This window comes from Paenibacillus albidus (assembly GCF_014644435.1).
Taxonomy (GTDB): Bacteria; Bacillota; Bacilli; order Paenibacillales; family Paenibacillaceae; genus Paenibacillus_AQ; species Paenibacillus_AQ albidus.
The window spans coordinates 257,684-281,545 of sequence record NZ_BMKR01000001.1; the positions used below are offsets into that span (position 1 = coordinate 257,684).

At 50.9% G+C, this 23,862-nt stretch carries 27 protein-coding genes; 12 read left to right on the forward strand and 15 right to left on the reverse strand.

The window, feature by feature from the left end:
• Nucleotides 1-16: 16 nt before the first annotated feature.
• Together IEY53_RS01115 and IEY53_RS01120 are read right to left on the reverse strand one after the other, a co-directional pair.
• The gene (locus IEY53_RS01115; RefSeq protein WP_189021772.1) at nt 17-1,162 is read right to left on the reverse strand and encodes a transglutaminase domain-containing protein; all 1,146 of its coding nucleotides are present in this window, start codon (nt 1,160-1,162) and stop codon (nt 17-19) included.
• Nucleotides 1,163-1,236: 74 nt separating this feature from the next.
• On the reverse strand, nt 1,237-1,668 hold the full coding sequence (locus IEY53_RS01120; protein WP_189021890.1) for a hypothetical protein: 432 nt from the start codon (nt 1,666-1,668) through the stop codon (nt 1,237-1,239).
• Between the two features lie 252 nt (nt 1,669-1,920).
• Here IEY53_RS01120 and IEY53_RS01125 point away from each other — a divergent pair, with 252 nt between their 5' ends.
• Together IEY53_RS01125 and IEY53_RS01130 are read left to right on the forward strand one after the other, a co-directional pair.
• Nucleotides 1,921-3,111 (forward strand): MFS transporter, encoded by a 1,191-nt coding sequence (locus IEY53_RS01125; RefSeq protein WP_189021773.1) that lies wholly within the window; start codon nt 1,921-1,923, stop codon nt 3,109-3,111.
• Between the two features lie 260 nt (nt 3,112-3,371).
• Nucleotides 3,372-3,719, forward strand: a complete 348-nt coding sequence (locus IEY53_RS01130; protein ID WP_189021774.1) for a toprim domain-containing protein — start codon at nt 3,372-3,374, stop codon at nt 3,717-3,719.
• 96 nt (nt 3,720-3,815) lie between these two features.
• Here the strand turns inward: IEY53_RS01130 and IEY53_RS01135 are convergent, their stop codons facing one another.
• Entirely contained in the window at nt 3,816-4,433 is a 618-nt protein-coding gene (locus IEY53_RS01135) for an SCO family protein (protein ID WP_189021775.1), read from the reverse strand.
• Between the two features lie 22 nt (nt 4,434-4,455).
• On the reverse strand, nt 4,456-5,388 hold the full coding sequence (gene cyoE, locus IEY53_RS01140) for a heme o synthase (protein ID WP_189021776.1): 933 nt from the start codon (nt 5,386-5,388) through the stop codon (nt 4,456-4,458).
• A 228-nt stretch (nt 5,389-5,616) separates the two neighbouring features.
• On the opposite strand from cyoE, the gene IEY53_RS01145 reads away from it, so the two are divergent.
• A complete protein-coding gene (locus IEY53_RS01145; RefSeq protein WP_189021777.1) occupies nt 5,617-6,612 on the forward strand; it encodes a metal-dependent hydrolase in 996 nt (331 codons plus the stop codon).
• A 172-nt stretch (nt 6,613-6,784) separates the two neighbouring features.
• Nucleotides 6,785-6,961 (forward strand): hypothetical protein, encoded by a 177-nt coding sequence (locus tag IEY53_RS01150; protein WP_189021778.1) that lies wholly within the window; start codon nt 6,785-6,787, stop codon nt 6,959-6,961.
• A gap of 19 nt (nt 6,962-6,980) precedes the next feature.
• Here IEY53_RS01150 and trpS read toward each other — a convergent pair whose 3' ends face one another.
• Nucleotides 6,981-7,970 (reverse strand): tryptophan--tRNA ligase, encoded by a 990-nt coding sequence (trpS, locus tag IEY53_RS01155; protein WP_189021779.1) that lies wholly within the window; start codon nt 7,968-7,970, stop codon nt 6,981-6,983.
• Nucleotides 7,971-8,419: 449 nt separating this feature from the next.
• On the opposite strand from trpS, the gene IEY53_RS01160 reads away from it, so the two are divergent.
• Both IEY53_RS01160 and IEY53_RS01165 read left to right on the forward strand, forming a co-directional pair.
• Nucleotides 8,420-9,394, forward strand: a complete 975-nt coding sequence (locus IEY53_RS01160; RefSeq protein WP_189021780.1) for an aldose 1-epimerase — start codon at nt 8,420-8,422, stop codon at nt 9,392-9,394.
• 202 nt (nt 9,395-9,596) lie between these two features.
• Nucleotides 9,597-9,836 carry an alpha/beta-type small acid-soluble spore protein gene (locus tag IEY53_RS01165; RefSeq protein ID WP_189021781.1) on the forward strand — a complete coding sequence of 80 codons (240 nt, stop codon included), beginning with the start codon at nt 9,597-9,599 and terminating at the stop codon, nt 9,834-9,836.
• A 160-nt stretch (nt 9,837-9,996) separates the two neighbouring features.
• On the opposite strand, the gene IEY53_RS01170 is transcribed toward IEY53_RS01165, so the two are convergent.
• From IEY53_RS01170 to IEY53_RS01185, 5 genes are all read right to left on the reverse strand, one after another.
• Nucleotides 9,997-10,407 (reverse strand): O-methyltransferase, encoded by a 411-nt coding sequence (locus IEY53_RS01170; protein WP_189021782.1) that lies wholly within the window; start codon nt 10,405-10,407, stop codon nt 9,997-9,999.
• A 346-nt stretch (nt 10,408-10,753) separates the two neighbouring features.
• Nucleotides 10,754-10,879 (reverse strand): hypothetical protein, encoded by a 126-nt coding sequence (locus tag IEY53_RS35685; RefSeq protein WP_268240739.1) that lies wholly within the window; start codon nt 10,877-10,879, stop codon nt 10,754-10,756.
• A 196-nt stretch (nt 10,880-11,075) separates the two neighbouring features.
• Nucleotides 11,076-11,234, reverse strand: a complete 159-nt coding sequence (locus IEY53_RS01175; protein WP_189021783.1) for a helix-turn-helix domain-containing protein — start codon at nt 11,232-11,234, stop codon at nt 11,076-11,078.
• Nucleotides 11,235-11,258: 24 nt separating this feature from the next.
• The gene (locus IEY53_RS01180) at nt 11,259-11,510 is read right to left on the reverse strand and encodes a hypothetical protein (RefSeq protein WP_189021784.1); all 252 of its coding nucleotides are present in this window, start codon (nt 11,508-11,510) and stop codon (nt 11,259-11,261) included.
• A gap of 73 nt (nt 11,511-11,583) precedes the next feature.
• Nucleotides 11,584-13,383: a M3 family oligoendopeptidase gene (locus tag IEY53_RS01185; RefSeq protein WP_189021785.1), complete on the reverse strand. Its 1,800-nt coding sequence runs from the start codon at nt 13,381-13,383 to the stop codon at nt 11,584-11,586.
• A 119-nt stretch (nt 13,384-13,502) separates the two neighbouring features.
• On the opposite strand from IEY53_RS01185, the gene IEY53_RS01190 reads away from it, so the two are divergent.
• Together IEY53_RS01190 and IEY53_RS01195 are read left to right on the forward strand one after the other, a co-directional pair.
• On the forward strand, nt 13,503-13,670 hold the full coding sequence (locus IEY53_RS01190) for a YycC family protein (protein WP_189021786.1): 168 nt from the start codon (nt 13,503-13,505) through the stop codon (nt 13,668-13,670).
• Nucleotides 13,667-13,897: a hypothetical protein gene (locus tag IEY53_RS01195; protein ID WP_189021787.1), complete on the forward strand. Its 231-nt coding sequence runs from the start codon at nt 13,667-13,669 to the stop codon at nt 13,895-13,897. The genes IEY53_RS01190 and IEY53_RS01195 overlap by 4 nt, the downstream gene beginning before the upstream one ends.
• Nucleotides 13,898-13,962: 65 nt before the next feature.
• Here IEY53_RS01195 and IEY53_RS01200 read toward each other — a convergent pair whose 3' ends face one another.
• From IEY53_RS01200 to IEY53_RS01210, 3 genes are all read right to left on the reverse strand, one after another.
• Nucleotides 13,963-14,667, reverse strand: coding sequence for a DUF2225 domain-containing protein (locus IEY53_RS01200; RefSeq protein ID WP_189021788.1), 705 nt, complete (start codon nt 14,665-14,667; stop codon nt 13,963-13,965).
• 35 nt (nt 14,668-14,702) lie between these two features.
• Nucleotides 14,703-15,086, reverse strand: a complete 384-nt coding sequence (locus IEY53_RS01205; RefSeq protein WP_189021789.1) for a globin domain-containing protein — start codon at nt 15,084-15,086, stop codon at nt 14,703-14,705.
• Between the two features lie 230 nt (nt 15,087-15,316).
• Nucleotides 15,317-16,677 (reverse strand): IS1182 family transposase gene (locus IEY53_RS01210; RefSeq protein ID WP_229695905.1). Its coding sequence is split into 2 segments (ribosomal slippage): nt 15,317-16,107 and nt 16,107-16,677, totalling 1,362 coding nucleotides; the frame shifts between segments, so codons are not numbered across the junction.
• A 412-nt stretch (nt 16,678-17,089) separates the two neighbouring features.
• Here IEY53_RS01210 and spoVV point away from each other — a divergent pair.
• The 4 genes from spoVV to IEY53_RS01230 all read left to right on the forward strand — a co-directional run bounded on the left by spoVV (nt 17,090) and on the right by IEY53_RS01230 (nt 22,052).
• Entirely contained in the window at nt 17,090-18,343 is a 1,254-nt protein-coding gene (spoVV, locus tag IEY53_RS01215) for a dipicolinic acid transporter SpoVV (protein WP_189021790.1), read from the forward strand.
• A 129-nt stretch (nt 18,344-18,472) separates the two neighbouring features.
• A complete protein-coding gene (locus IEY53_RS01220; protein ID WP_189021791.1) occupies nt 18,473-19,276 on the forward strand; it encodes an NAD kinase in 804 nt (267 codons plus the stop codon).
• 139 nt (nt 19,277-19,415) lie between these two features.
• On the forward strand, nt 19,416-20,591 hold the full coding sequence (locus IEY53_RS01225) for a stalk domain-containing protein (RefSeq protein ID WP_189021792.1): 1,176 nt from the start codon (nt 19,416-19,418) through the stop codon (nt 20,589-20,591).
• 27 nt (nt 20,592-20,618) lie between these two features.
• Nucleotides 20,619-22,052, forward strand: coding sequence for a S41 family peptidase (locus IEY53_RS01230; protein WP_189021793.1), 1,434 nt, complete (start codon nt 20,619-20,621; stop codon nt 22,050-22,052).
• Between the two features lie 94 nt (nt 22,053-22,146).
• On the opposite strand, the gene IEY53_RS01235 is transcribed toward IEY53_RS01230, so the two are convergent.
• Together IEY53_RS01235 and lipA are read right to left on the reverse strand one after the other, a co-directional pair.
• On the reverse strand, nt 22,147-22,770 hold the full coding sequence (locus tag IEY53_RS01235; protein WP_189021794.1) for a YutD family protein: 624 nt from the start codon (nt 22,768-22,770) through the stop codon (nt 22,147-22,149).
• 163 nt (nt 22,771-22,933) lie between these two features.
• Nucleotides 22,934-23,836, reverse strand: a complete 903-nt coding sequence (gene lipA / locus IEY53_RS01240; protein WP_189021795.1) for a lipoyl synthase — start codon at nt 23,834-23,836, stop codon at nt 22,934-22,936.
• Between the last annotated feature and the right edge of the window lie 26 nt (nt 23,837-23,862).

Sequence of the window (23,862 nt, forward strand, 5' to 3'; positions counted from 1 at the left end):
ACACTGCTGCGCCTTGTTACAGCACATCCTCGCGGAGATGCGTTTTCTCAAAATCCTTGGAGTCAAACCAGTCCCCGCTGCCGGCCCAGGTGGAATCGAGCGGAATCCAGGCCTGCCGGTCAGGGATGTAGACCTCATTCCAGGCATGGGCGCCGTAGCCTCCCCGGCCGTCATATCCCTGTCCGGTCACCACGCGCACCTGAAGCCCCTGCGACCTGGCCATCACCGCATACAGCCGGGCATAGTCGATACATACACCCAGCCTCGTGTCGAACGTATCCTGCGGGGTTTGCTCATGCCATATCCGGTTCTGCACATAATTGTCCGCTTTGGAGTTATCGTAGGAAATCCGCGACCCCACCCAATCATACAAAAGCCTGGCTTTTTTCTCGTCACTTTGGGCCTGTCCTGCAATATCTGCCGCCGCGCCGGTAATGTCCGCCGAAATATCATGATCAATCACTTCATACTTGCGGCGGAGGATATCGTTCATCTCCGCGGCAACCGCCTGCGTCAGCACAGGCAGCTTCTTCTGAACCGACTCCCCGGCAAAAGGCTCAAGTACGGCGGCTGCACTGTCCCGATAAAAAGGTGAGGCCTCGACATACCGGCTAAAGCCGCTGTCCGGATTCAGCCCCACGCCGATAAAAAGCACAAAAACAATAAAAAGGCCGCGCGCGAGGCCAATAACAAGTCCCACCACAGCACCGCCCAGACGGCTAAAGGCAGTTATTCTCCGGTCGGCAAATTTGGCGGCGCGGCGCGTACGGCGAAGAGGCAGCAGCCACGCCAACAGTCCGAGCAGCATCCGGATAAAGCCATAGGCCAGCAGCATGAGCAGCAGGAACCGGACCAGCGGTGAACCGGCCAGGACGGATACTGCCGTATAATACATCTGCTGCCACTGTGTCAGCTGCTTATCCGGCAGGGCATTGCCCGCTGCCCAAACTTGAACATAAGGGGAAAGAAAAGCCGCGGCGGGAATGGCCAGAAGCAGTGCCACTATCGCGAAAAGTCCCGAACCCAGCAGTCCAAACAGTCTTCCGGCAGAACGAAAGAACCCCCGGCTCCAGCCCTGCAGCAGCGAGAAGGCCACAACCGCCAGCAAAAGGATTGAAATCATATTGGCCTCCCCCAGACTTGCTGCCCATTCATTGAGCATATCCGTTTCCTCCCTCCCGCGCTCCGGCTAATTTCCTTCTGCATGTATACTGTAACATTCTTGTCAGCCGCCTATTACTTCTTGGCTTCCTCGATAAAAGTCTTAGTAGTATCCGTAATACTCCACTTCCCGAGACTCACCCCGCGGAAGGTGACTTCCACTTTATCCTCCCCGGCTTTTCCCTTCATCTCAATATTGGGAGTGGTAATGGTGAACGTCCCATCTTCGCCTGAAGTATATTTGGCCTCCTTCGCCTCATTTAGCATCACTTCCTGCGCCTCGGCCTTTAATGTACTTAATGTTCCGTCCGCCACTTTATTCACAGCATTGCCGATCTGATCCATCGTAACACCGCTGTAAATAAATAATCCGACCACGATCACAATAACAATCGCCCATTTAATCACCGTCTTGACCAGGTTTACTACAGCAAACAGCAGGACAAGCGCAATAACAATAACCAGCCAATTCTCTTTAATAAACTGTGACCACACCTCTGGTTCCATCAACTTCCATAACACCCCTATCGCCTAATTTCGTAAATATTAATTATTATACATGAATAACCACTATAATTCATGGTTTCCCAGCCACCGCATAGGCTTTATAGCTCACCCTCTTCAGGAAATTTAAAAAAACGGTATAAGCCCAACCCGTCCCACGTAAAGTACAAGTAGCTGCTGTTCCAGATTCCTATCCTATTCCTTAAGCCGGCCCTGCGCCGCGCCGCGTTACGGCAGAATTTCGGAGGTGTTGCTGTGAAAACCGCGCTTTGGCTATATTTGTTTCTTTTTCTTGCTTTCTTTGATCTGCATGCCCAATATCCCATCCTTACCCCTTTTGCCATATCCCTTGGCGCGGCCCCGGCCTTTATCGGCTGGATGATGGGGATGTATTCGCTGACGCATCTTCCCGGAAACCTGCTTGCCGGAGTCCTGGTGGACCGCAATGGCAGCCGCCGCTATATCGTCTTCAGTCTTACCGCAGCCGGTATAATCCTGCTGCTGCAAGCACATGTCCAGCTACCCTGGCATCTGCTGCTGCTGCGTGCCTTAAGCGGCTTCGTGCTGGCGTTTCTCTCACCGGCCTGCATGACGCTCCTGGCCTCACTCTCTTCAGATCCCGCGGTTCAAGGCAAATACATGTCAGGCCACGGCATTGTCCACACGCTGGCTTCGGTGGTCTCCCCGGCCGCGGGTGCATTTATCGTAGCCAAAACAGGATATACCGGCACCTTCAGCAGTCTGGGCTGGCTGCTGATTGCAACGGGTATTATGGCTTTCTTCAGTGTGCCTAAGCATGTGCGCAGTACAGACACACTTGCCAGTCAGGAGTCCATACAGGCTGTCACGCCGCCACTGGAGCCAAACCTGACTCCGGCAGCAGACACCCGGGTCTCCAAACGGTATTATTTGCTGCCCTTTTTCGTCTCCTGCTCGCAGGGCGTATTGTTCTTTGAGCTTCCGCTTTCCCAGACTGGCAGCAACAGCATTATGTCCACCGGCATATTACTGTCGCTGCTCAGCCTGGGCGCACTGCTCACACTAAGCATGTTTTTCCTCAACCGCCGGACGCCCGGCGGGAGAATCGCAGTTGCTCTTTTGTCCATGGCCCTCTGCTTCTTTGCGCTGGCCGCTTTCCAGAGCATACCTGCTGGTGCCATACTGTTTATACTCGGGGCGGCCAAAGGCGTGCTGTTCCCGGCCATGGCTTCACTCTTCATCAGTCTCGGCGGTCCCGGCAGAATGGGCCGGACATTCTCCCTGCAGTCCATTGCCATGTCGCTCGGCGCTTTCGCCGGTCCTGTAGCAGCCGGACAGCTGCGGGACATCGTCTCGCCGTATTTCATAGCCTTTTTGCTGCTGATGATAGCCCTTCTGCTGCTGCCCCCCAAAAATACGGGAAAGCTGTCCGCCTACCTTCCCGGCTGGAGCAGACCCGCCGCCTGAGCCATGAGCAGCCGGGCAGTTCCATCCGCTTATGTATCCGGGTTCTTACGGGCCCTCCTTCAGCATTCGCCAAGCCAGCAATCACCCGGCCATCTCCAGCCGGGTGATTATTTCTTTTTGCGACATTTCCCGGGGAATGAATACAACCTGGCGTTGTCCACTATTAAAAATGACGAACCTTAGGTAAAATAAGAAAAAGCAGCCTTACGCCAGTTACAATCATTTACATCGCACATTACTTCCAGGGGGTGACAGTCTGAATGACTATCACTATTATTGTCGAAGGGAAAAACGACCGCAGCAGATTGAGACGTCTCCTGGCACCGGAAGTTGACATTCTATGCACCTTTGGTACGTTGAACACCCTCAAATTGGAGTCCTTGCGGCGCAAAGCCGGAGATGATGAGATCTATCTGTACATGGATAATGACAGCTCAGGCAAAAGAATCAGAGGGATTTTGCGTGACGCTTTTCCGGATGCCGGCCATCTCTATACCCGCCGCGGCTATGCCGGAGTTGAAGGAACCCCTGAGGAATATCTCATCACCCAGCTTGAAAAAGCAGGATTGGAAGAATTCATCATCTATCCGAAGCCGCTGCCGTTTTGAAGGGCAGCCGCCGTTCCGGCACAAATAAAAACGCCTGGCCGTTCCTCTCTTTGGAGAAGTATCGGCCAAGGCGTTTTTGGTTAATCAGACTTCTGTTTATTCCCGGGCCAGCTCCTGCACAGTCTCTGCCAGAAACTCCGGAGTCACATTCTCGGAATCACCGGCGTCATAGAGCGCCCGCAGGTTATTATCCCGGTCCACCAGACCAATGAGGTTGGCATGGGCAAAATTGTCCTTGTTGTTGCCGGCAATCATCACCTTAAAAGACTCGGCTGCCAGCTTCCGCACCTCTTCCTGATCCCCGCGCAAGAAATGCCAGCCGCTATAATCGGCATGGAACCGGTCGGCAAAGGTCTTGATGGCCTCCCGGGTATCATTCTCCGGGTCAAAGGATATGGAGACAAACTCCACATCCTTTCCGAAGCTGCCTTCTTTCACCAGCAAATCCTGCGTTTGCGACAGCATAAATGTGGTAATCGGGCAGACATCGGGACATTCCGTAAAGAAGAAATACACCAGCCGTGCTTTCCCCTGCGTGTCTGCCAAAGTCACCTGTTCACCCTCCACGTTCTCCAGAGAGAAATCCTGAACAGCCCCTATCACCGGCAGCTCTTTTTTTCCGAGATCCAGGGTACTCCAAAGCAGATATCCCGCCATCCCCAAGGCGAGCAGAAGCAGTATCCAGGTCCATTTATAACGCTTCAACGTTTGCAAGAACAGTCTCCCCTCCCATCCACTATATGTGAACTGTATTGAGCACAAGCACAATCAGACTGACCATCAAGTAGTTAATCGAAAAGAAAAAGCTTTTCTTCGCCCACGCTTCATCATCTTTGGCTCTGAAGCCTTTAAGGTTCAAATATAACCACATTAATGATAAAGCTGTTGAAATAACGAGATAAAAGATTCCGGCGTACCCGTACATATACATCAGAATCGGCACTGGAATTAGCAGAGCCACATAAGGAATCATCTGGAACTTGGTGCGCCGGACTCCCTTAACTACGGGAAGCAGCGGAAATCCCGCAGCCCGGTACTCCTCCTTGCGGCGAATGCCCAAAGCCCAGAAATGGGGCGGCTGCCATAGAAAAAGCGTAGCGAACAGCAGCCACGCACCCATATCCACCTTGCCAGTCACCGCTACGTAACCGATTACAGGGGGCATTGCTCCTGAGATTGCTCCGACAGAAGTGCTCCAGGTAGATGTCCGCTTGAGCCAAAGCGTGTATACTACTACATAGACAAAGACGCCCACGATGCCGAATAATCCGGCAAGCATGCCGCAAAATGCAAACAGCACAATCATTCCGGCAATGCCCAGCCCTATGGCGTAGATCAGTACCGTTTGCGGTTTCAGCCGTCCTGTCGGCAAGCCGCGTTCACGAGTTCTTTCCATTTTCATATCCAGATCACGGTCGAAATAGTTATTAAAAACACAGGCCGAAGCCATGACCAGCATAGTTCCAAGCAAGGTTAGAATCAGCTTGCCGTATTCGACGTCCCAGCCCGAAGCAAGCCAATAACCGGTAAATGCCGCCAAAAGATTGGACCGGATAATCCCGGGTTTGGTTACAGTAATAAAATCACGCCAGTTTGCACCTTCCGGTGGGGATTTTGCAGACATGGCTGCGGAATCGGAAGAAGCTTGATATCTCAAATGATTGTCCACGCTCAGTGATCCTCCTTCTTACGTCCTCTAACGTTTCCGCCGGGAACAAATAGTGTTCCGCTGTTAACTTTATCATAACAAACCGTCAAAGACTTTGACAATCATTGACTCTGATGTTCATGAATTCGACAATTACGTGACGATATTTATTTTTATCCCCTTAAATAACTGGACAGGAAATTGGGTAGTTATTATATAGAGAACCTTCGCATAAAGGAGATCTGAACTATGGATACCGCAACACATTTGGTAATGGGCATCGGACTGGCCGGTCTGTCCTTTGTAGACCCTGTAGTCGCCGGAAACCCGGCATTGGCCGGAGCTGTCATGCTCGCAACCGTAGTAAGCTCTCAAGCCCCCGATGCCGATACCGCCCTGCGCCTCAAAAACAATGCGCAGTATATCCGCAATCACCGGGGAATCACCCATTCCCTGCCATTTCTAATCATCTGGCCGGCATTGATTACACTGGTTTTTGGACCGATCTTCGGATTCACAGACTGGACGCCTTTGGGGCATATTGCACTTTGGAGCTTCATCGGTGTGGCCGTCCATGTATTCAGCGATCTCTTCAACGCCTATGGCACACAGGCAGCCCGGCCGTTCACCGAGAAATGGATTGCCTGGAACATTATCCATATCTTTGATCCGTTTATCTTTGGCAGCCATACGGCGGCCATTATTCTCTGGATCAGCGGACTTGTTCCGCCGGCACCGCTGTTCATCACCCTGTATGTCTGCACCGTGCTTTATTACATTTGGCGCACAGTGGTACACGCCAGGCTTACCCGAAATATCAAAGCCAAGGATGTCCGGCATGACGCCAGCGACCGTTACATTGTAATCCCGACGATTTCCACCAGAAGATGGAATATCGTCAAAGTCAAAGTTGACGGCAGCTATGATGTCGGCCAGCTCCTTTACGGACGGCTGGAATGGTTCAAACATGCCGTAAGCTCCAAGCATCCGGCGGTTGAGCATTCCAAATCCCATCCTGATATTCAGGCTTTCCTGTATCTCACCTCCTATGCTGTCGCAGAGGTGGAGGAACTGCCCTCAGGCTATATTGTACGCTGGGGAGATGTGCGTTATTTGCACCGCAAGCAATTCCCATTCGTGGCAGTGCTTGTAATGGATCATGAATATCATCCTTTAAATACGTATGTGGGCTGGCTCAGCAGCGAAAAGCTTGATGAACGGTTTGCCATCGACCCCGCTCCATGAAACTCTAACGCTTGACTCCCACCCCGTGCATAAGGCACAATCACCATAAAGCGTTCCCACTCTTATTCAGAAACTGAAGCAAACACGTACTAGCCTCAGAATATGCAGAATTCCCGGAGCACCAATCGCTCCGGGAATCCTTCAGTTTCCTCAGAAAGGAAGACTGTCATTTATGGGTAAAGGACTTTCACTGTGGTTTGCCTGCTCCTCCATCCTGCTGCTCACGGCAGGCTCTATCGCGATCAGCTACAATGTCTGGCTGGCCTTGCTGCTCGGGCTCTTATGCGTGCTGAACATTGGATGGGGTTTTATCGTCAAGGCACGGCTTAGACGCCGGCTGGAACAATAAGCTGCTATTATGAATCTTTTTAACGAACCGGCAGGAAGCCCATCCGCTCTTTGACCCCTGCCAGCGTCTGTGCGGCCACCACACGGGCTCGTTCGGCGCTGTGTGCCAGAATATCGGCAATCTCACCGGAGCTGCGGATTTCGTGATATCTTTGCTGCAGCGGCTCAAGGGAGGCCACGACAACCTCGGCCAGCTCTTTTTTGAATCCGCCGTACATTTGCCCCTCAAACCGGTCGGCAATCTGCTGAAGCGTCATTCCGGAGCATTCCGCATAAATACTCATCAGGTTGCTGACTTCCGGTTTGTTCGCCGGATCATAAATCACCTCGCGCCCGGAGTCGGTTGTTGCCCGGCTGATCTTTTTGCGGATTACATCCGGCGGGTCGAGCAGTGCAATAAAGCTCCCGGCATTGGGGCTGCTTTTGCTCATTTTTTTGGTGCCGTCATCCAGGGACATGATCCGTGCTCCTACCTCCGGAATAAAAGGCTCGGGAATGGTGAAGAATTCGCCAAACCGATGATTAAAGCGTCCTGCCAGATCGCGTGTCAGCTCCAAATGCTGCTTCTGGTCTTCCCCAACGGGAACAAGATCGGCATTATAAATGAGTATGTCAGCAGCCATCAGCGACGGATAGACGAACAGGCCTGCTCCGACAGAATCTTTTCCCGAAGACTTATCCTTGAACTGGGTCATACGCTCCAGCTCGCCCATCGCAGTCAGCGTGGTCATAATCCAGCCCAGCTCGGCATGCTGCGGGACATGGGATTGCAGATACACATTGGAACGGGCCGGATCAATTCCGGCCGCAATGAACAGCGCAGCTACCGCTTCCGACTGTTCACCCAGTGCAGCAGGGTCCTGGGCCACAGTAATAGCATGCAAATCCACGACCATGAAATAACATTCATGCTCATCCTGCAATTTGACGAAATTCTTCATCGCGCCGATGTAATTGCCGAGCGTCAGATTACCGCTGGGCTGTATACCTGACAATACTTTTTTAACCATAATCTATCCCTCCGCACTAAGTATTTGCGGCTTCACGCTTCATATCGGACAACGCAAAAAAGGCCTCGTCCGCAAGGGACGTGAGACCGTGGTGCCACCCTTATTCGCCGCTTCCCTCCGGTAGTCCGAAGTGTTAAAGCAGCCTTATGCTTCCGGTAACGGGGAAGAACCGGCCGGTCTATTAGGGCTTGCTGCTCCCGTTCAAGCGCGGCACTCAGGAGTCCATTCGCCAGAAGGGTTCCACCGGTTCACATCAACCACCGGCTTTCTGAAGGTCCCGCTACTGCTTACTTGTCTCCGTCATTGCGTTGTGATCATTCACGAATGCATACATCATAGAACCTTCCGGGGAAGTTGTCAAATCCCTTATCTACTTGAACATAAATCTGGTATGATAAGGTTATCCGTGTTCTACCCGATTACAGTTACGATAAAGGAGCATATGACACATGAAACAGGTGACCAAAGGGCAGTGGGGCGGTTATGATACCTATATTTTGCACAGCCGCGAACTGGAAGTCACACTTTTGCCGCGGCTCGGAAATAACGTGATTTCCTTGTATGACCTCAAGGAGGAACGGCAAATTCTGCGACGACCCGATGAAAGCGACCAGGCCTTTTATATGCAAAAACCTTATCATTTCGGCATTCCGCTCTTGATTCCGCCCGGGCGTATACGCAAAGGACAATTTAACTATGACGGTGTAAATTATCAGTTCGACCCAAATACCACCGGAGATAACCATATCCACGGTCTGCACCGCACCCAATCCTGGTGTGTCAGTGATATCGAAGAGGATGAGGAAGGCTGTGCTGTAACCACAGAATTCAATACAGCGGATGATCCCCGCTGGATGGAGCAATTCCCGGTACCGTTAAAGCTCGAAATGACCTTCCGGCTGCAGGATGCCCGGCTGCGGCAGATTCTGAAGGTGACTCATCTGGGGGAACACCGCATTCCTTTTGGCATCGGATATCACACCTGGTTTATGCTGGATGGTGAACCGCAGCGCTGGAATCTCACCCTGCCTGTCGAAAGCATGTATGAGCTCAGCGAAGAGCTGCTGCCCAGCGGCAAGCTGCTTCCACTTGGACCGCTTGCGCCGCTGAACCGGGGAATGCACCTGCAGGGTACCAACCTGGATACGGCGCTGCGAATTGGACCGCAGCAGCCTGCCGAGGCGCTGCTGCAACGTGACGATGGTTATGGCTTCCGCTATACCGCAGACAAGGAGCACTTCCGCCACTGGGTGGTTTATACCAAAGGCCCAGCGGAGCAATTCCTATGTCTTGAGCCTTATACCTGGCTGCCGAATGCGCCTAATATTCCTGCAGATTCAAACTTCACCGGCTTGATTGCTTTGGACCCGGGTCAGACAGTGGAGCTGTCGACCGCTCTTGAAATGATCTATCCGGATCGATAACATTCATTATACAAACAAGCGGCCTATCCGTAACCCGGCTGGATAGGCCGCTTCTCTATGTGTTCCTTTCTTGCCTGAACCGGAAACCGGACTCCCTGCCATCGACTAATAATTACCATCCTAGAAACCTTTCGATAAGGTGCATGAATTTGGCCTATAGCGCTCATACTATCTTCACAACGGGTGAAGGAGGTGAACAAACATGGGTCAAGCAGGTCAACGCCAAGGTCGTAGCAGCCGTTCCAATAACCTGGTAGTGCCTCAAGCGAATGCAGCGCTGCAACAATTGAAATTCGAAGCAGCTCAAGAGCTTGGAGTAACTATTCCTCAAGATGGTTACTACGGTAACTACACTTCCCGCGAAACCGGTTCTTTGGGAGGTTACATCACTAAACGTCTCGTACAACTGGCAGAGCAACAACTGTCCGGTCGTTCGAACTAGTAGTAACTTTAATTTTTGAATGCTCTAAACGGTTGGATGATTGCCTGTCCGATACCGCGTAATATCTTGGGCTCCCCTCCCGCTTCTCTATGGATGCGTGAGGGGAGCTTTTGGCTTTCAGGATTATGTATACGCAGTTGTGAAGCCCCGCTAGCAGCCATCAGCCATAGGACTGGTCAGAGCTGTCGGAATGGGAAGCCCTCGGGTACCGGATCATCAGGTTCGCCATATTGTAATTGGACTCCAGCGTGGCATCCACGGCGACCATTCCTTGACGGACAGCAAACTCGTAGCTAATCTCCCCATGGGTCCAGCGGCGTTTATAATTCAGACTCTCCAGCGCCATCAGCCGAAAAGAAGATTGCTGGCTCAAAGTCAAGCCCTCCTTATCTGCTGCAAAAGTACCACTGCGGCCCGAAAGGGGATTGTGGCGGATGCCGAACTTCCCGATCACGTTATTGCGTATTTGCACAAATACCGTTCCTGAAGACAACCCTGATAATTCCTCCTGCAATTCCCTAAATACCAAATCCATCTGTCTCGCCAGTGAAAGTTGTTCAGACTTAAGCATGTACTTCCTCCTATAATTTTATGAGCGTTATATCCTGCAGCAGGCTTCGGACATACGGAATTGCTGCGCTCTTCCGCCGGTCCTGGCACGACTTATATAAGGCTTTAGACTCATTATAGGTCAGGAGTCTACCTCATTCAACAATTTACAACATAAATGGGTGATTATCCCTATATATGCGTCATTTTCATGATCTTATTGTATATAACCTTTGCTAAATCGATCTGTTTCGACAATATGCAGCCAAAAAAGACCCTTAGTTAAGGGTCTTTTGCGTATTCACACCAACTCGGTAAAAGGATCTTTGGAGCTGAAAAGGGGATTTGTCTTGATTCCGACATAAATTCTAAGCTAAATGCTCTGTCATACTGAGAAACTCATTGATGTCTTCGATAATCAAATCTGCAGCTCCCTGCCAGAAGTCCGGCTGGGTCAGATTCTCTGTCTCAAGATGGCCCTGGGTCGTAAACAATATTACCTGTTAAGTTGTAAACTAAATTTGTCTTAATTTGGAAGTTAAAATCGTACGATTATTTTTTATCTGTTAGGTCACTGTCACATAATAAGTGCCTAAGTGCCACGCATAGACGAACCTGCAACAAAATGACCCTAGCAACTGAAACAGCGACAGCAAAGGACGAAATAAAGTTCCCTAGACTGTCGCTATTTTATTCGCTTGTTGCCGTCGTGCGGCTGATCCCGAGCATATCCGCGATCTGTTCCTGTTTCGGGTAGCAGCTGCCGGTCTCGTCCATATGCGAAGCAAAGGCGAGCAGTACGGCCAGGCGCTCGGATCCCAGCTCGCGGACAAGGCCGTCCATAAACATGGGCGGCTGTCGGAGGACAAGTTTTTATCTAGCAGGCTTCAAAAAAACTTTATAGCATATATCATGGGCAACAGTGCTTTGTTTATTGGGATCTGCGTCATAATTATAATCCGCCGGGCTTGTGTCAAAACTATACATAACGTTTGTCACAAGATAGAGCTTGCTATTCCATAGAAGCAGCTCGCCTGTTCTTGGAATGAACGGCAACGCAACCAGATCAGAATGTTCAGCGCGCGGATCCTCATCTAATACAATTGCCAACTCAATAATTTTCAAATGCTCACCTCGAAAAATGTAAAATACTACATTTGCCGTTAAGATCTCATTCGCCTTGATTCCGACATAAATTCTAGGCTAAATGCTCTGTCATACTGAGAAACTCATTGATGTCTTCGACAATCAAATCTGCAGCTCCCTGCCAGAAGTCCGGCTGGGTCAGATCTACATTCAAATGCTTCGATACCAGATCCTCCAGGGTCATTACCCCCGTGTCGCGCAGCAGATCATCGTATTTATCCGCAAAGGAGGCGCCTTCCTGCAACGCAAGACGGTACAAGCCGGTACTGAACATATACCCGACGGTATACGGGAAATTGTAGAAAGGCACATCTGTACTGTAGAAATGCAGCTTCGACGCCCAGAAATGAGGATGATATTCGGACAGGACACCGCAGAAAGCTTCTTTTTGCGCTTCTTCCATCAGCTCTGACAGCTCTTCGGCATTGACCAGACCTTCCTTGCGTTTCTCATAAAACCGGGTTTCGAACAGGAACCGGGCATGGATGTTCATAAAGAAAGCCACACTGTTCTGAATCTTCGTTTCCAGAAGCGCGATTTTCTCCTCCGCACTGCCCGCTGCCTTCACCTGGGCGTCGGATACGATGACTTCCGCAAAGGTTGAAGCCGTCTCGGCCACATTCATGGCGTAATTCTGATTGAAAAAAGGCTGGTCATCCAGCAGATAGGAGTGATACGCATGCCCCAGCTCATGGGCCAGTGTCGACACACTGGAAGCTGTACCGCTGTAAGTCATAAAAATCCGTGATTCCTTGCTCTCCGGAAAAGAGACACAGAAGCCGCCTGGCCGTTTGCCGGGACGATCCTCCACTTCGATCCAATTGCTGTCAAAGGCCTGCTCGGAGAATTCTGCAAGCTTAGGACTGAATTTGCGGAACTGGTTAACAATGTCCGCGGCAGCCTGTTCGTATGGGATTTTCTCTGTAGATTCTCCCAGCGGAGCCCCTACATCAACCCATGAAAGGGAGTCGACCCCCAGCAGCTTCGCCTTGCGCTTGAGGTAGGACACGAGGGCCGGCTTGCTTTGGTTAATGACATCCCACATTACATTCAGCGTGTCATGCGACATCCGGTTCAAGCTCAGCGGTTCCTTCAGCACATCCTCCCAGCCCCGTCCGGCATAAAGCTTCAGGCGGAAACCGGCCAGGTGATTGAGAGTATCCGCGCAATATTCGGCAGCTCCGCCCCAAGCCTCTTCCCACTTGCGGAACATGGCCTTGCGCACGTTCGGGTCGGAATCATCCAGCTTGTTGAAGGCCTGGCCAACTGACAGCAGCTTGCTGCCTTCTTCATCCTCAAAAGGAATCTGAATGGAGCCGACGATCGTCTCATAATGCTCGCTCCAGCCGTGATACCCGTCCACTGCAAGCTCTAGAGCCAGGCTCTCCAGCTCCGGACTCATTTTTTCCCGGGCCAGATTACGTCTCTCGCTTAATACAAATTGAAGCGGGGCAATTCCCGGACGTTCCATCCAGCCTGCCCATACCTCATCCGATGTCTGGCGCAGCACATTGTCGAACTGTGAACTGATGCCCTCAAAACGCGCCCGGAGGCCCATTACCTTGGAAGCAACGCGGACAGCCTCCTTATCCTGCTGGTTCTGCGCTCCAAGGCAGGTGGCGAACTCATACGCCTGTACAAGGCGTCCTGTGCAGCTCTGCAGCAGCTCAATAACCTTATCCAGTTCGGCGCTAGCCTCCGCTTGTACTGGCGGCACGGAGGTCTTGACCAGCTGCTGCAAGCTCTCGATATCACCTTCCAGCTTCTTCAGGAAGCTTGCTAATTCAGGAGAGGAGGACCCTCCCGGATATATGGACTCGAGATCCCATGTCAGCGATAAAGGCTTTTTCATATGTATTCACCATTCCTTTATTATCATTTGGTTTTCTTGTGTATTGACCTGCAGCCATGGTAAAGTGGTAGCGGCAGCGAAAAGCTCCCATGCTGACCCATTTTGAGGAGGAGATCCTTATGAAGCCACTGCAAATTTCACCGGAAACAGCGATTGCCCTATCCAAACAACTAGGCGTTCCCCTGGAGCACTTGATGCATATGCCACAACATATTCTGCTGCAAAAAATAGCCGAGTTATCCAAAAAGAGCCCGGAATCTTCCCCCTCCGAGAAGGACGGGCAATGATTCCTTTTAGCCACACTTGGCCTTATGACATTCTACTCGGAGACATGTATTTACAATATTGTCCGTTCTGCAACCGTGAGAACATTCTTCTGCCGATGAAACCGAAGGAACTGCAGATCGTACACGACGGCAAAAAAAAGCTGCTGGTCTTCCCTTGCTGCAAGACCAGCCTGACTGTGGTCGACACGGATGGGGACTACCTGTTGTTTGATCGGGCTGTCCGCTAGTCCCTTATGAAAGCTGTCTTCAACAGCAGAAGCTGCTGAAGACAGCTTTTTGGTTTGTTCTAATCTCACCCTCTTGAAGACAGGCCGTCAGGGTCAACCTCTTCTCCCCGCATTTGTTCGCGCAGAAGGGCCCACTGTTCACGCGCCGCACGGATCATGGCGGCATCCATGATCTTCTGATCATTAATCAGACGCGAGAACCACATGACGGCATCGCCAAATTGGCCGATACGCCGGTTCAGCTCGCCGATCAGGTACAGCAGACGGGCATCATTCCCACCGATTCCATCCCGCTCATAGACCTTGATATAGGCCTCCAGAGAGTAACGCAGGAAACGCTGCTCCTGTTCCGTTTGTCCCTCGTAACGGTACAGCCAGGCGATGTGATGCAGAAGGCTGGCAATAATGCGGTCCTTGTCATTGATGCTCTGGGCGCACAGCAGGGCCAGCTTGTAGGTCTCCAGTGCCACTTCCCAGCTGCGCTGTTCGCCGAAGCTGCGGGGTTTCCAGCGTTTCCCCACTTGCTCATGAAAAGCTTTGCGCTGCCAGTCGGCCAGCTTGTCCGCCGAGTTCTCCGTAGAAGCAAATCCGCACTCCGGACAGACACGCACAACGTAATAATCAGGATTCTCATTTTTGTAATAGGAGCAGAAATCAGCATCGCGGCGCGAGGCTTTTTTGAGGCTGGGCCGTACCCGTGAGGTGGAGAATTCATGCTCACAGTTGCAGCACTGGACTTTAATGGAGTACAGGGGTATTAAATCCGACAAATGCCCTCATTCCTTTCACATTGAACACATCACTCTTATTCCTGGGGCATGTTGACGAAATGATGGGCAGGACCCGCCAGACGATTCAATACAAAGGAACGCAGCGGCTCCTCCACACCCGTCTCTTCCAGCGCCTCTTTCATGCACTGCAGCCATTCTTCCGCACGCTCCGGTGTAATCGGAATATGCATATGCCGCGCTCTCATCATGGGATGGCCATGAAGTTCCGAATAGAGCGTAGGGCCGCCGAAAAACTGACTGAGAAATTGATACTGCTTCTCCATGACAGGACCGATGTCCTCAGGGAACAAAGGCCCAAGGCCCGGGTGAATCTGCACCTTGCTGTAGAACACTTCCACCAACCGGTGAAGGCTTTCTGCGCCCCCCAGGTTATCATATATGCTGTTATTTGGATTCATTGAAGGGTACCAGCTTTCTTCCATTTTAATGTAACGGCTTTTTTATTATACCAAAAAAGAGGACGGTACGGATATGCGACCTTAGTGCCCATCCAGCACGCAGCCTCCCGGCGAAAAAAAGACGCTAAACCGTTGTTTAGCGTCCAGATTGTCGAGAAACCCAGGTCATTTTTAAGACCTTGGGTTTCTTTTTGCGTTTAGGCAGAAGTGAAATCGGGAAAAGAAGGGGACTACCCCCGCTTTTCCAGGCGATCCAGGTGGATCGCCATCTTCTTCATGTTCTGCACGGCAGCCGTCATCAGTGCTTGTTCCCTGACGTTCGGAAGTCCGCGCAAACGGCAATAGCGAAACCCATGGAGCTCTTTAGCATCCGCGAAGCTTCGCTCAATCGTTTCTTTTCGTTTGCGGTATAACTTCTTGCCGGGCGTACTTAGCCGGTTATTACGGACCCATTCTTTGCTGTCCTCCCACACGTGCCGTGTTACCACCTTTCGGTGATTTTGGGACTGCGTGCATTGACCCAGCAGCGGACAATTCTTGCACTGTTCTGGATCGGAAGCATACTGCCGGTAGCCCTTTCGGTCTGTGGTTCGGTAATTCAATTCGTGACTCGCTGGACAAACATACAGATTTCGCTCGGCATCAAAGGTAAACTTCCACTTCGGAAACAATCCTTGCTTGGGATGAAATCTCCGGTGAGCAATCACCGCAAAAATCTTTCGGCTCTGTAATCCTCGGCAAATAGGCGTTGTTAAATAACCCGAATCCAGCGCTACGGCTTCGACCTTAAATTCAAATCGTTTTTGCTGGCGATCCAAACGTGACAGATAGGGCACGGAGTCGTGCACGTTTCCGGGCGTAACATACACATCTGTTATGAGATTGTATTTCATATCCACCGTTCGGTGGTCCAGATAAAAGAAGCCCTCAGGTTTGCCATCGCGAATCATATATCCGCTATCGGGATCGGTCTTGCTCACTTTAATTTCCTTTTCTTCATTCACTTCCTCTCTAGGTTTTAGGGCTTTTTTCCATGCGCCTTCCGGTCCTCGGCCACGGCAGCGTTGAGCTCGTCCACATAATCCTTTGTATTTTGCAAAACCATTTGTTTAGTGTACTGGTGCTTATTTGCATTGGCTTTGACGTGGGTTGAATCCGTAACAAGAACACGCCCGCCGACCATTCGGTGTGAAATCGCTTGGAGAACAATCTCATCGAAAATATCCTGGAAGATGTTTGTATCTTTAAACCGCGTTCTTCGGTTCCAGCTAATCGTGGTGTGATCGGGAACCTTATCGGTCAATCCCAGTCCCAAAAACCAGCGGTAGGCGAGGTTAGTCTGGATTTCACGCTCCAATTGACGCTCTGAACGAATACCGTAAAAGTAACCGAGAAAAATCATTTTAAATAAGACGACAGGATCAATGGCAGGACGACCATTATCCGCACAGTATAACGGTCGAACTTTCTCATCGATAAAGGAAAAATCGATATATTTATCTACTTTGCGTAGCAAATGGTCTTGTGGCACTAAATCTTCAATGGAAACAAATTCGTAGGATTGTTGTTTTTCTCGGTTGGAACGTAGCATACAAGACACCATCCGTTCTATAAATAGTTACCTATATTATATAACATTAACGCGGTGTCGTCTTAAATTAATTACATATAAATAAGGCTGTCGAGACTTTCTCGACAGCCTGGACGCTAAACCGTTGTTTAGCGTCTTTAGAGCATATTTAATAGGTTCTGAATTCCTCATCACCTGGAGGGACGAGAGAGACCCGAATAACATATACAAAAGCACATACGAGAACGCCGGCAACTATGCTCATCACCATCACTCCATCCCTAATTATCTTGTAACAGAGGTGTGCATTAATTAATTTTATAATATCACAATTTCAGCCGAAAAACAGGCATTTGTAACCGCTTTCCCTACTTTTTTGTGCTGTTTGTCCCTATTTGCGCATACATCTTACCATAGACCGGGAGGCGTATATATGACTTTGAGAAAATTTGGCGGCCCCGTGCTGGCCTTTGCACTGGCAGGCTGCATGCTGCTGATGCTGGTTCATCCCGAGGCCTCGCTGCAGGCCGCCCTGCGCGGACTGGCCGTATGGTGGGATGTGCTGTTCCCTTCCTTGTTTCCATTCTTTTGTATTTCCGAATTGCTGCTCGGCTTCGGTGTGGTCCATCTTTTCGGCGCTTTGCTTGACCCGCTGATGCGCCCTCTTTTCCGTATTCCGGGGAGCGGCGGCTTCGCGCTGGCAATGGGATATGTATCAGGATATCCAGTAGGAGCGAAATTAACCGCGAAGCTGCGGGAACAGAATTTAATCAGCCGGGTGGAGGGGGAACGGCTGGTTGCCTTTACAACTTCCTCCGATCCGATTTTTCTGCTTGGAGCCGTGTCTGTCGGTTTCTTTCATGACGCTTCACTTGGGCTGATCCTTGCACTCTCCCATTATGGAGCGGGACTGATTGTAGGCTTGCTGATGTCATTTTACGGGCGCAGAGAAGAACTTGCCCTCAATAACTCAACGGACGCCGGAACAACCCCTCCCAACAAGGGACAAGGTGGCCGCCTTCAGGCCGCTCTCTCCGCGATGGCTGAGGCCCGCCGCAAGGACGGGCGTAATCTGGGCGAACTGATGAAGGGCGCTGTCCAGTCCTCCCTCCAGCTTATTATTGTCGTAGGAGGCCTGGTTGTATTCTTCAATGTGCTGATGGAACTGCTCAACAAGGCGGGTATCCTCTCCTCGTTATTCAATATCACGGGCCTGCTGCTGTCTGCAGCCGGATTTCCGCCAGAACTCGGCCAAGCTCTGATCAACGGTTTCTTTGAAGTGACCCTGGGGGCCCGTTCGGCCGGCGCTGCCGGCTCAGCGCTGCCGCTTCAGTTCAAGATTGCCGCCGCAGCCTTCATTCTCTCCTGGGGCGGCCTGTCCGTGCATGCGCAGGTGGCCAGCATTCTGAATGGCACAGGCCTCCGCTATCTGCCATTTATGGCTGCGCGTGTGATTCATGCCGTTCTTGCCGCCGGAATGGCCCTGCTGCTGTGGAAACCTCTCATCACTACAGGCCTGGCTTCGGCATGGCCTTCGCTTCCGGCCGCGGCTGCCTTTACTCCGGGGGCTCCCGGTTTTGCAGCAAGCCTTAGCCTGCTTGGACTGGTCCTGGCTTTCGGGCTGCTGCTGACCCTGCTGATTACAGCCTTTGCCCTGCTGATCAGGACCATCCGGCGGGAATCCTGAGGCGGAAGTATTGCAAAAAAGCGCTTTCCCCGGGATTCTTCGGGATTTTACAGCTTCTCATATTGTGTTCCGGGTCCAGATTGATTATGATCGGTGTATGACTGAATCATACAAAGGAGCCTGTACATCTTGAGATATTATGTTCTGGACCGCGGTGACCCATTGTCTATCAACCTTGCGGAGAAATTTCACAAGCTGGCGGCCGAGCGGGACCTGCAACTTGATGCGAAGTCTCCGGAAATCGTCATATCCATTGGCGGGGACGGCACTATGCTGCACGCTTTTCATACGTTTATTGATCAGATTCCGAACCTGGCTTTCGTAGGTGTGCATACGGGCCATCTGGGCTTCTATGCAGACTGGCAGGCGGAAGAACTGTCGACCCTTGTCGATTATATGGCCGGAATCGGTGATATCAAGCCGCATAAGCCGCGTATTGTGCAATATCCGCTGCTGGAGCTGGAGATCCACAAGAAATCCGGCACTACCTCCCATATTGCCCTGAATGAATTTACGCTTAAAGGCGTGGATGGGACCGTAGTGATCCAGATCGACATTAATGACGTTACCTTTGAAATGTTCCGCGGGGACGGCATCTGCATTTCCACCCCTTCCGGCAGTACTGCCTACAACAAAAGTCTTGGGGGTGCTATGGTCCATCCTTCCATTGAAGCCTTGCAGATTGCCGAGATTGCTTCTATTAATAACCGGGTATTTCGTACTATGGGCTCGCCGCTGCTGCTGCCCAAGCATCATCACTGCGATATTTTTTCACGGAAGGAACAGCGTCTCTTACTGACCATTGACCATAACAACATTCCGGTGGACGATCTCATTTCGGTTCGCTGCCAGGTTTCGGACAAAAAAATCAGTTTCGCCAGATACCGCCCGTTTCCGTTCTGGAATCGTGTGCGGGAAGCTTTTTTGGTGTAGAATCAGGCCCGGAGATTATGAGATCTCCGGCTTTTTTATATGTATTGACGCTTGGAAGAATCCATAGACAGAGAGAGAAGTCAAATGGTATAATGAGCCTATTTTACAAAGAGTTGTAACCGAAAAGGAGAGAACATTGTTGAAGAAATTTTTATCCCTGATTGGCATGAGCTTGCTGGCCCTGATTCTGGCCGTCCCGGCTTTTGCAGCGACAAAACCGATTAATGTGTATATTAATGGCAGTAAAGTCTCTTTTACCGCCGGAGCTCCTTATCTAGAGAACAATTCTGTACTTGTACCCTTCCGGGTTATTTTTGAGGAACTGGGTCTTAATGTCCTGTGGGATGCCGCAACCGGCACTGTAACCGGTACAAGCCCTACTCTTAAAATCAGCCTCAAAATAGGCAGCAACCGTGCCACCGTCAACGGTACCGTCAAAAAACTGGCCATCGCTCCCGTCTCTGCCAATGGCACTACATACATACCTCTGCGTTTTATTGCCGAAGCTACCGGCGGCACGGCTTCCTGGAATTCGACAAACCGCACGGTAAAGATCCAGACACCTGCCTCCTCAGCCTCGGATGAAGCAGCCATCAGAGCCCTGATCCAGCTGTCCAACCAATATTATAATGAGGAGAAAGCGATCAGCTTCTACTCGCTGATGGATTCTGAAGCCTCCTTTGCCGAATCGGTAAGCGATATGAATAATGCCTTTGAAACGTACGATATCAAGAGTATTATTGAAAGTATGGAGATTGTGAACCTGAAGGGCGACGAAGCCACAGTGTACACGGTAGAAAGAACGCTGTGGAAAGGCGGGTATTATATCCCTGACGAGCTGGACGAATATATGTATACCCTGGTCCGCAAGAACGGCACCTGGAAAATTGTCGACCTGGAAAGCCAGGCTAACAAGGTGCTCCTGACCCGGGCCCAAGGCATGAAAGCAGCGACGGTTCCCCAGACAGAATCCTCTGCGATTATCGCTAATGTCGGCAAATACTATCAATATATGAACGAGAAGAACACAGCTGGTGTACTCTCTACCATGACCTCTTACGGGGAAGAATACGATGCTTCGGTTAAAACCGATTATGAAGATTTTTTTGCTTCCTATGACCTTACTTATACCCTCGGAGCAACCAACATCTTCCACTACAGTGACAAGGATGCTGCCGTTTATGTAGAAGCCAAGGACAAGGATGCCAGCGAAGACGAAACCTATGAGCAGGCCTTGATTTTCATTTTGTCCAAATCGGAGAGTGGTGCCTGGACTATCGATGAAACGTACTCTGTCTCCTACAACGAAGTCTAAAAATCGAATAAAAGGGTGTATGAAGGAATGAAATCTGCAAAAATAATGACCGCTCTCCTTAGCGGTTGTCTGGCCTTATCCATCGCTGTTGCTCCTCTTGCCTCTGCTGCCGAGGCCCAGGAGCAGTCCAATACCGATATCATTAATGAAGTCATGAATTACCTTGAGACCTACAATCTTTCCGAAGTCGATAAAGAAGCCTTGATCCGCGGGGCTATCGACGGAATGGTTAACACACTGGAAGACCCGTATAGCCAGTATTTTGACAAGGCTGAAGCTTCCGAATTTGAGCATTCGGTCGATCTTGAATACGTGGGTATCGGCATCAGAATGCAGTATACTCCTACGGAATTGTACATTGAGGAAGTTTTGCCGGGATCACCGGCTGAGCAAGCCGGACTGAAACGCGGAGATACGATTCTAAAAATCAATGGTGTAGCCGTTGAAGATACCAAAGGGGACGAGCTTAGCGGGGCCACGGGGACCAAGGTTACGCTGCTTGTGCAGCGAAACGGGGTTACTAAATCCTATCGCATCACCCGCAACGCCATTGCCAGCGTGTCCGTGACCAGCAAGCTGATCGGATCGCAGATTGCTTATATCTCCTTAAGCGGGTTCACCCAAACCGCCGATGAAGAATTCAGTGCCGCACTGAAAAAAATGCGCGCTGCAGGCATGAAATCCATGGTGCTGGATTTGCGGGACAATCCGGGCGGTTACATGGATTCGGCCTACAATATCGCTTCCCAATTTATCGATAAAGGCATTATGATGTATACCTCCGACCAGACCGGCGCCTTGACTCCTGTAACCATCACCGACGGCAGCAAGATCGGTGTACCTGTGGTCGTTCTGACCAACGAGTATTCGGCCAGTGCCTCGGAGGCCCTGACGGGCGCCCTTCGTGACAATAACATTGCCACAGTTGTAGGCCTTCGTTCTTTCGGCAAAGCGCGCATCCAAAGCCTGCTGCCGATGTCTAACGGAGATATGCTGAAACTGACTACACAGAAATATTTGACTCCGAACAAAGAGGACTTCAACCATATCGGGCTTGCGCCGGACATTGAGGTTAAAGGCAAAACCGCTCAGCTGATCACCGCGCTGCAAATTGCCGGGATGACCCGGATGGAGGCTTCCGGAGACAATCACATTTTGAACATCAATGGCAGTGCCTTTGCCGGAAATGTGGGCCTTGTAAAAGAGGGGAACCATATTTATGCTTCCGCACGGGTGCTCGCCTCACTTCTGGAAAGTGATGTCTCATGGGATCCCAAGAACAAAAAGGTTCTGGTCACTACCGGAGCCGGCAAAAGCTCAGGCTTCGCGATCGCTTCCAAAGAAGCGATTTCCCGTAACGGTGAAACCTTCATCGACCTGAACGCCTTTAAGCAGAAATTCCCGGCACTCGTCTGGAGTTATGATACCAAACAGAACCAGCTGAAATTATCCGTTAAATAAACGGGGGGCAGAAGGCCGCATTCCCGCATTAGAAATTCCTATAATCAAAAAGGACAGCGCCGGTAGAATTATTCTTCCCGGGGCTGTCCTTATTTTAATTCTGCGGCTTTGGTTGGTTCTGTTGGTTTTGCGGTTTTTGTTGCTGGCCCTGTTTTTGGCCTTGCTGTCCTTGCGGTGGCCGGTTTTGGGAATCCCTGCCTGGTTTCTTGCCATGGGAGTCCCGGTTGCGGTGATTTCTGCTCTGATGCTCCCGCACCGGCCTGTCCTTTACCTGATTATCCTTGCCTGGGGTTTCTTTGGCAGAGGTCTGTCTGGATTCCCGGATGGGATTCTCTTTTAGGGAAGCCGTTCCGTCTTCGGGGAGCTCCTGCTCCTCAACATCCATAGCAACGGGCTCCGGTACCTCTTTAATCAGGATATCCTTGAATGTACCTTCTTTTGGCACTTCTTTTAACTTATGCAATACAAAATAAGCACAGCCAAAATTACAGTATTCATTAATGTAATCCACCATGCCTGAAATCGCCGTATCCCGGTTCACTTTAGGGTGATTATCCCGATAAAAGCCCTTCAAACGCAGCTGGCTGTAGCCCCAGTCTCCAATAATATAGTCATAACGGTCCAGAACCTCGCTGTATCTTCCGCGAAATGCCTCCGGATTCCATCCGTCTTTATGATCGAGCACCAGCTCGTAACCTTTTCCGCCTATAACGATCAAGCTTTTTGTCGCCTGCCTTTCAAAATAAATTGGGACGTGAAATGGGCCTGCTAACGCTGGTACCCTCTAATGAAGGCCCGATCGTCCTGAAGGGACTCTCCGGGCGACGAACCCCATGTTCATGGGCGCTCATTATGCCTCTGGCCTTCATTTGTCCCCTTCATTAAACCGTAGCCGTACGACCCTCGCGGGCTTGTGCGGCAGATTTAACCTGCTCATGCGCATGGTAAGAGCTGCGGACAAGCGGACCGGATTCCACGTGGCTGAAGCCGCGTCTCAGGCCTTCTTCCTTAAGTGCCGCAAACTCCTCCGGCGGATAATATTTCTCCACGTTCAAATGCTTGGGCGAAGGCTGCAGATATTGGCCTAATGTCAGAATATCGCAATCCACTGCACGCAAATCATCCATCGCCTGCAGAATCTCATCCCATTCTTCACCGACACCGAGCATAATACTGGATTTGGTAGGAATGTCCGGCTTGATCTCCTTGGCTCTGCGCAGCAGTTCAAGGGAACGCCGGTATTTCGCTCTGGCCCGGACGCGGTCAGACATGCGCTCAACAGTCTCAATATTATGGTTCAGGATATCCGGATTACTGTTCATGACAATCTCCAGACTGTCACGGTCTCCGAGAAAATCGGGAATCAGCACTTCCACATTGCACAGCGGAAGGCGCTTGCGAATCGCCGCAACCGTCTCGGCAAAGATGGTTGCACCACCGTCCTTGAGATCATCACGGGCTACACTGGTTACAACACAGTGGCGCAGGTTCATACCCTCGGCTGCTTCCGCTACACGTTCCGGTTCCTGCAAATCGAGCTCTGTAGGCAGCCCGGTATTGACTGCACAGAAACGGCAAGCACGTGTACAAATATCGCCCAGGATCATAAATGTGGCCGTACGGTTGGCCCAGCATTCATAAATATTCGGGCAACGCGCCTCCTCACAGACGGTATGTAAAGTTTTGGATCTCATCATACTTTTGATTTCCTGGTAATTGTCACCGGCAGTAAGCTTGATCTTGATCCAGTCCGGCTTAGGTTGTTTGGCTGCTTTATTAGACAAAGTGGTAACCCCCGCTTTCACCCTGA

Bases quoted from the DNA above. Each gene is read 5' to 3' on its own strand.
- IEY53_RS01115 (WP_189021772.1), bottom strand. From the start codon at position 1,162: ATGCTCAATGAATGGGCAGCAAGTCTGGGGGAGGCCAATATGATTTCA.
- IEY53_RS01120 (WP_189021890.1), bottom strand. From the start codon at position 1,668: ATGGAACCAGAGGTGTGGTCACAGTTTATTAAAGAGAATTGGCTGGTT.
- IEY53_RS01130 (WP_189021774.1), top strand. From the start codon at position 3,372: ATGACTATCACTATTATTGTCGAAGGGAAAAACGACCGCAGCAGATTG.
- IEY53_RS01145 (WP_189021777.1), top strand. From the start codon at position 5,617: ATGGATACCGCAACACATTTGGTAATGGGCATCGGACTGGCCGGTCTG.
- IEY53_RS01150 (WP_189021778.1), top strand. From the start codon at position 6,785: ATGGGTAAAGGACTTTCACTGTGGTTTGCCTGCTCCTCCATCCTGCTG.
- trpS (WP_189021779.1), bottom strand. From the start codon at position 7,970: ATGGTTAAAAAAGTATTGTCAGGTATACAGCCCAGCGGTAATCTGACG.
- IEY53_RS01160 (WP_189021780.1), top strand. From the start codon at position 8,420: ATGAAACAGGTGACCAAAGGGCAGTGGGGCGGTTATGATACCTATATT.
- IEY53_RS01165 (WP_189021781.1), top strand. From the start codon at position 9,597: ATGGGTCAAGCAGGTCAACGCCAAGGTCGTAGCAGCCGTTCCAATAAC.
- IEY53_RS01170 (WP_189021782.1), bottom strand. From the start codon at position 10,407: ATGCTTAAGTCTGAACAACTTTCACTGGCGAGACAGATGGATTTGGTA.
- IEY53_RS01175 (WP_189021783.1), bottom strand. From the start codon at position 11,234: ATGTTTATGGACGGCCTTGTCCGCGAGCTGGGATCCGAGCGCCTGGCC.
- IEY53_RS01185 (WP_189021785.1), bottom strand. From the start codon at position 13,383: ATGAAAAAGCCTTTATCGCTGACATGGGATCTCGAGTCCATATATCCG.
- IEY53_RS01190 (WP_189021786.1), top strand. From the start codon at position 13,503: ATGAAGCCACTGCAAATTTCACCGGAAACAGCGATTGCCCTATCCAAA.
- IEY53_RS01195 (WP_189021787.1), top strand. From the start codon at position 13,667: ATGATTCCTTTTAGCCACACTTGGCCTTATGACATTCTACTCGGAGAC.
- IEY53_RS01205 (WP_189021789.1), bottom strand. From the start codon at position 15,086: ATGAATCCAAATAACAGCATATATGATAACCTGGGGGGCGCAGAAAGC.
- spoVV (WP_189021790.1), top strand. From the start codon at position 17,090: ATGACTTTGAGAAAATTTGGCGGCCCCGTGCTGGCCTTTGCACTGGCA.
- IEY53_RS01230 (WP_189021793.1), top strand. From the start codon at position 20,619: ATGAAATCTGCAAAAATAATGACCGCTCTCCTTAGCGGTTGTCTGGCC.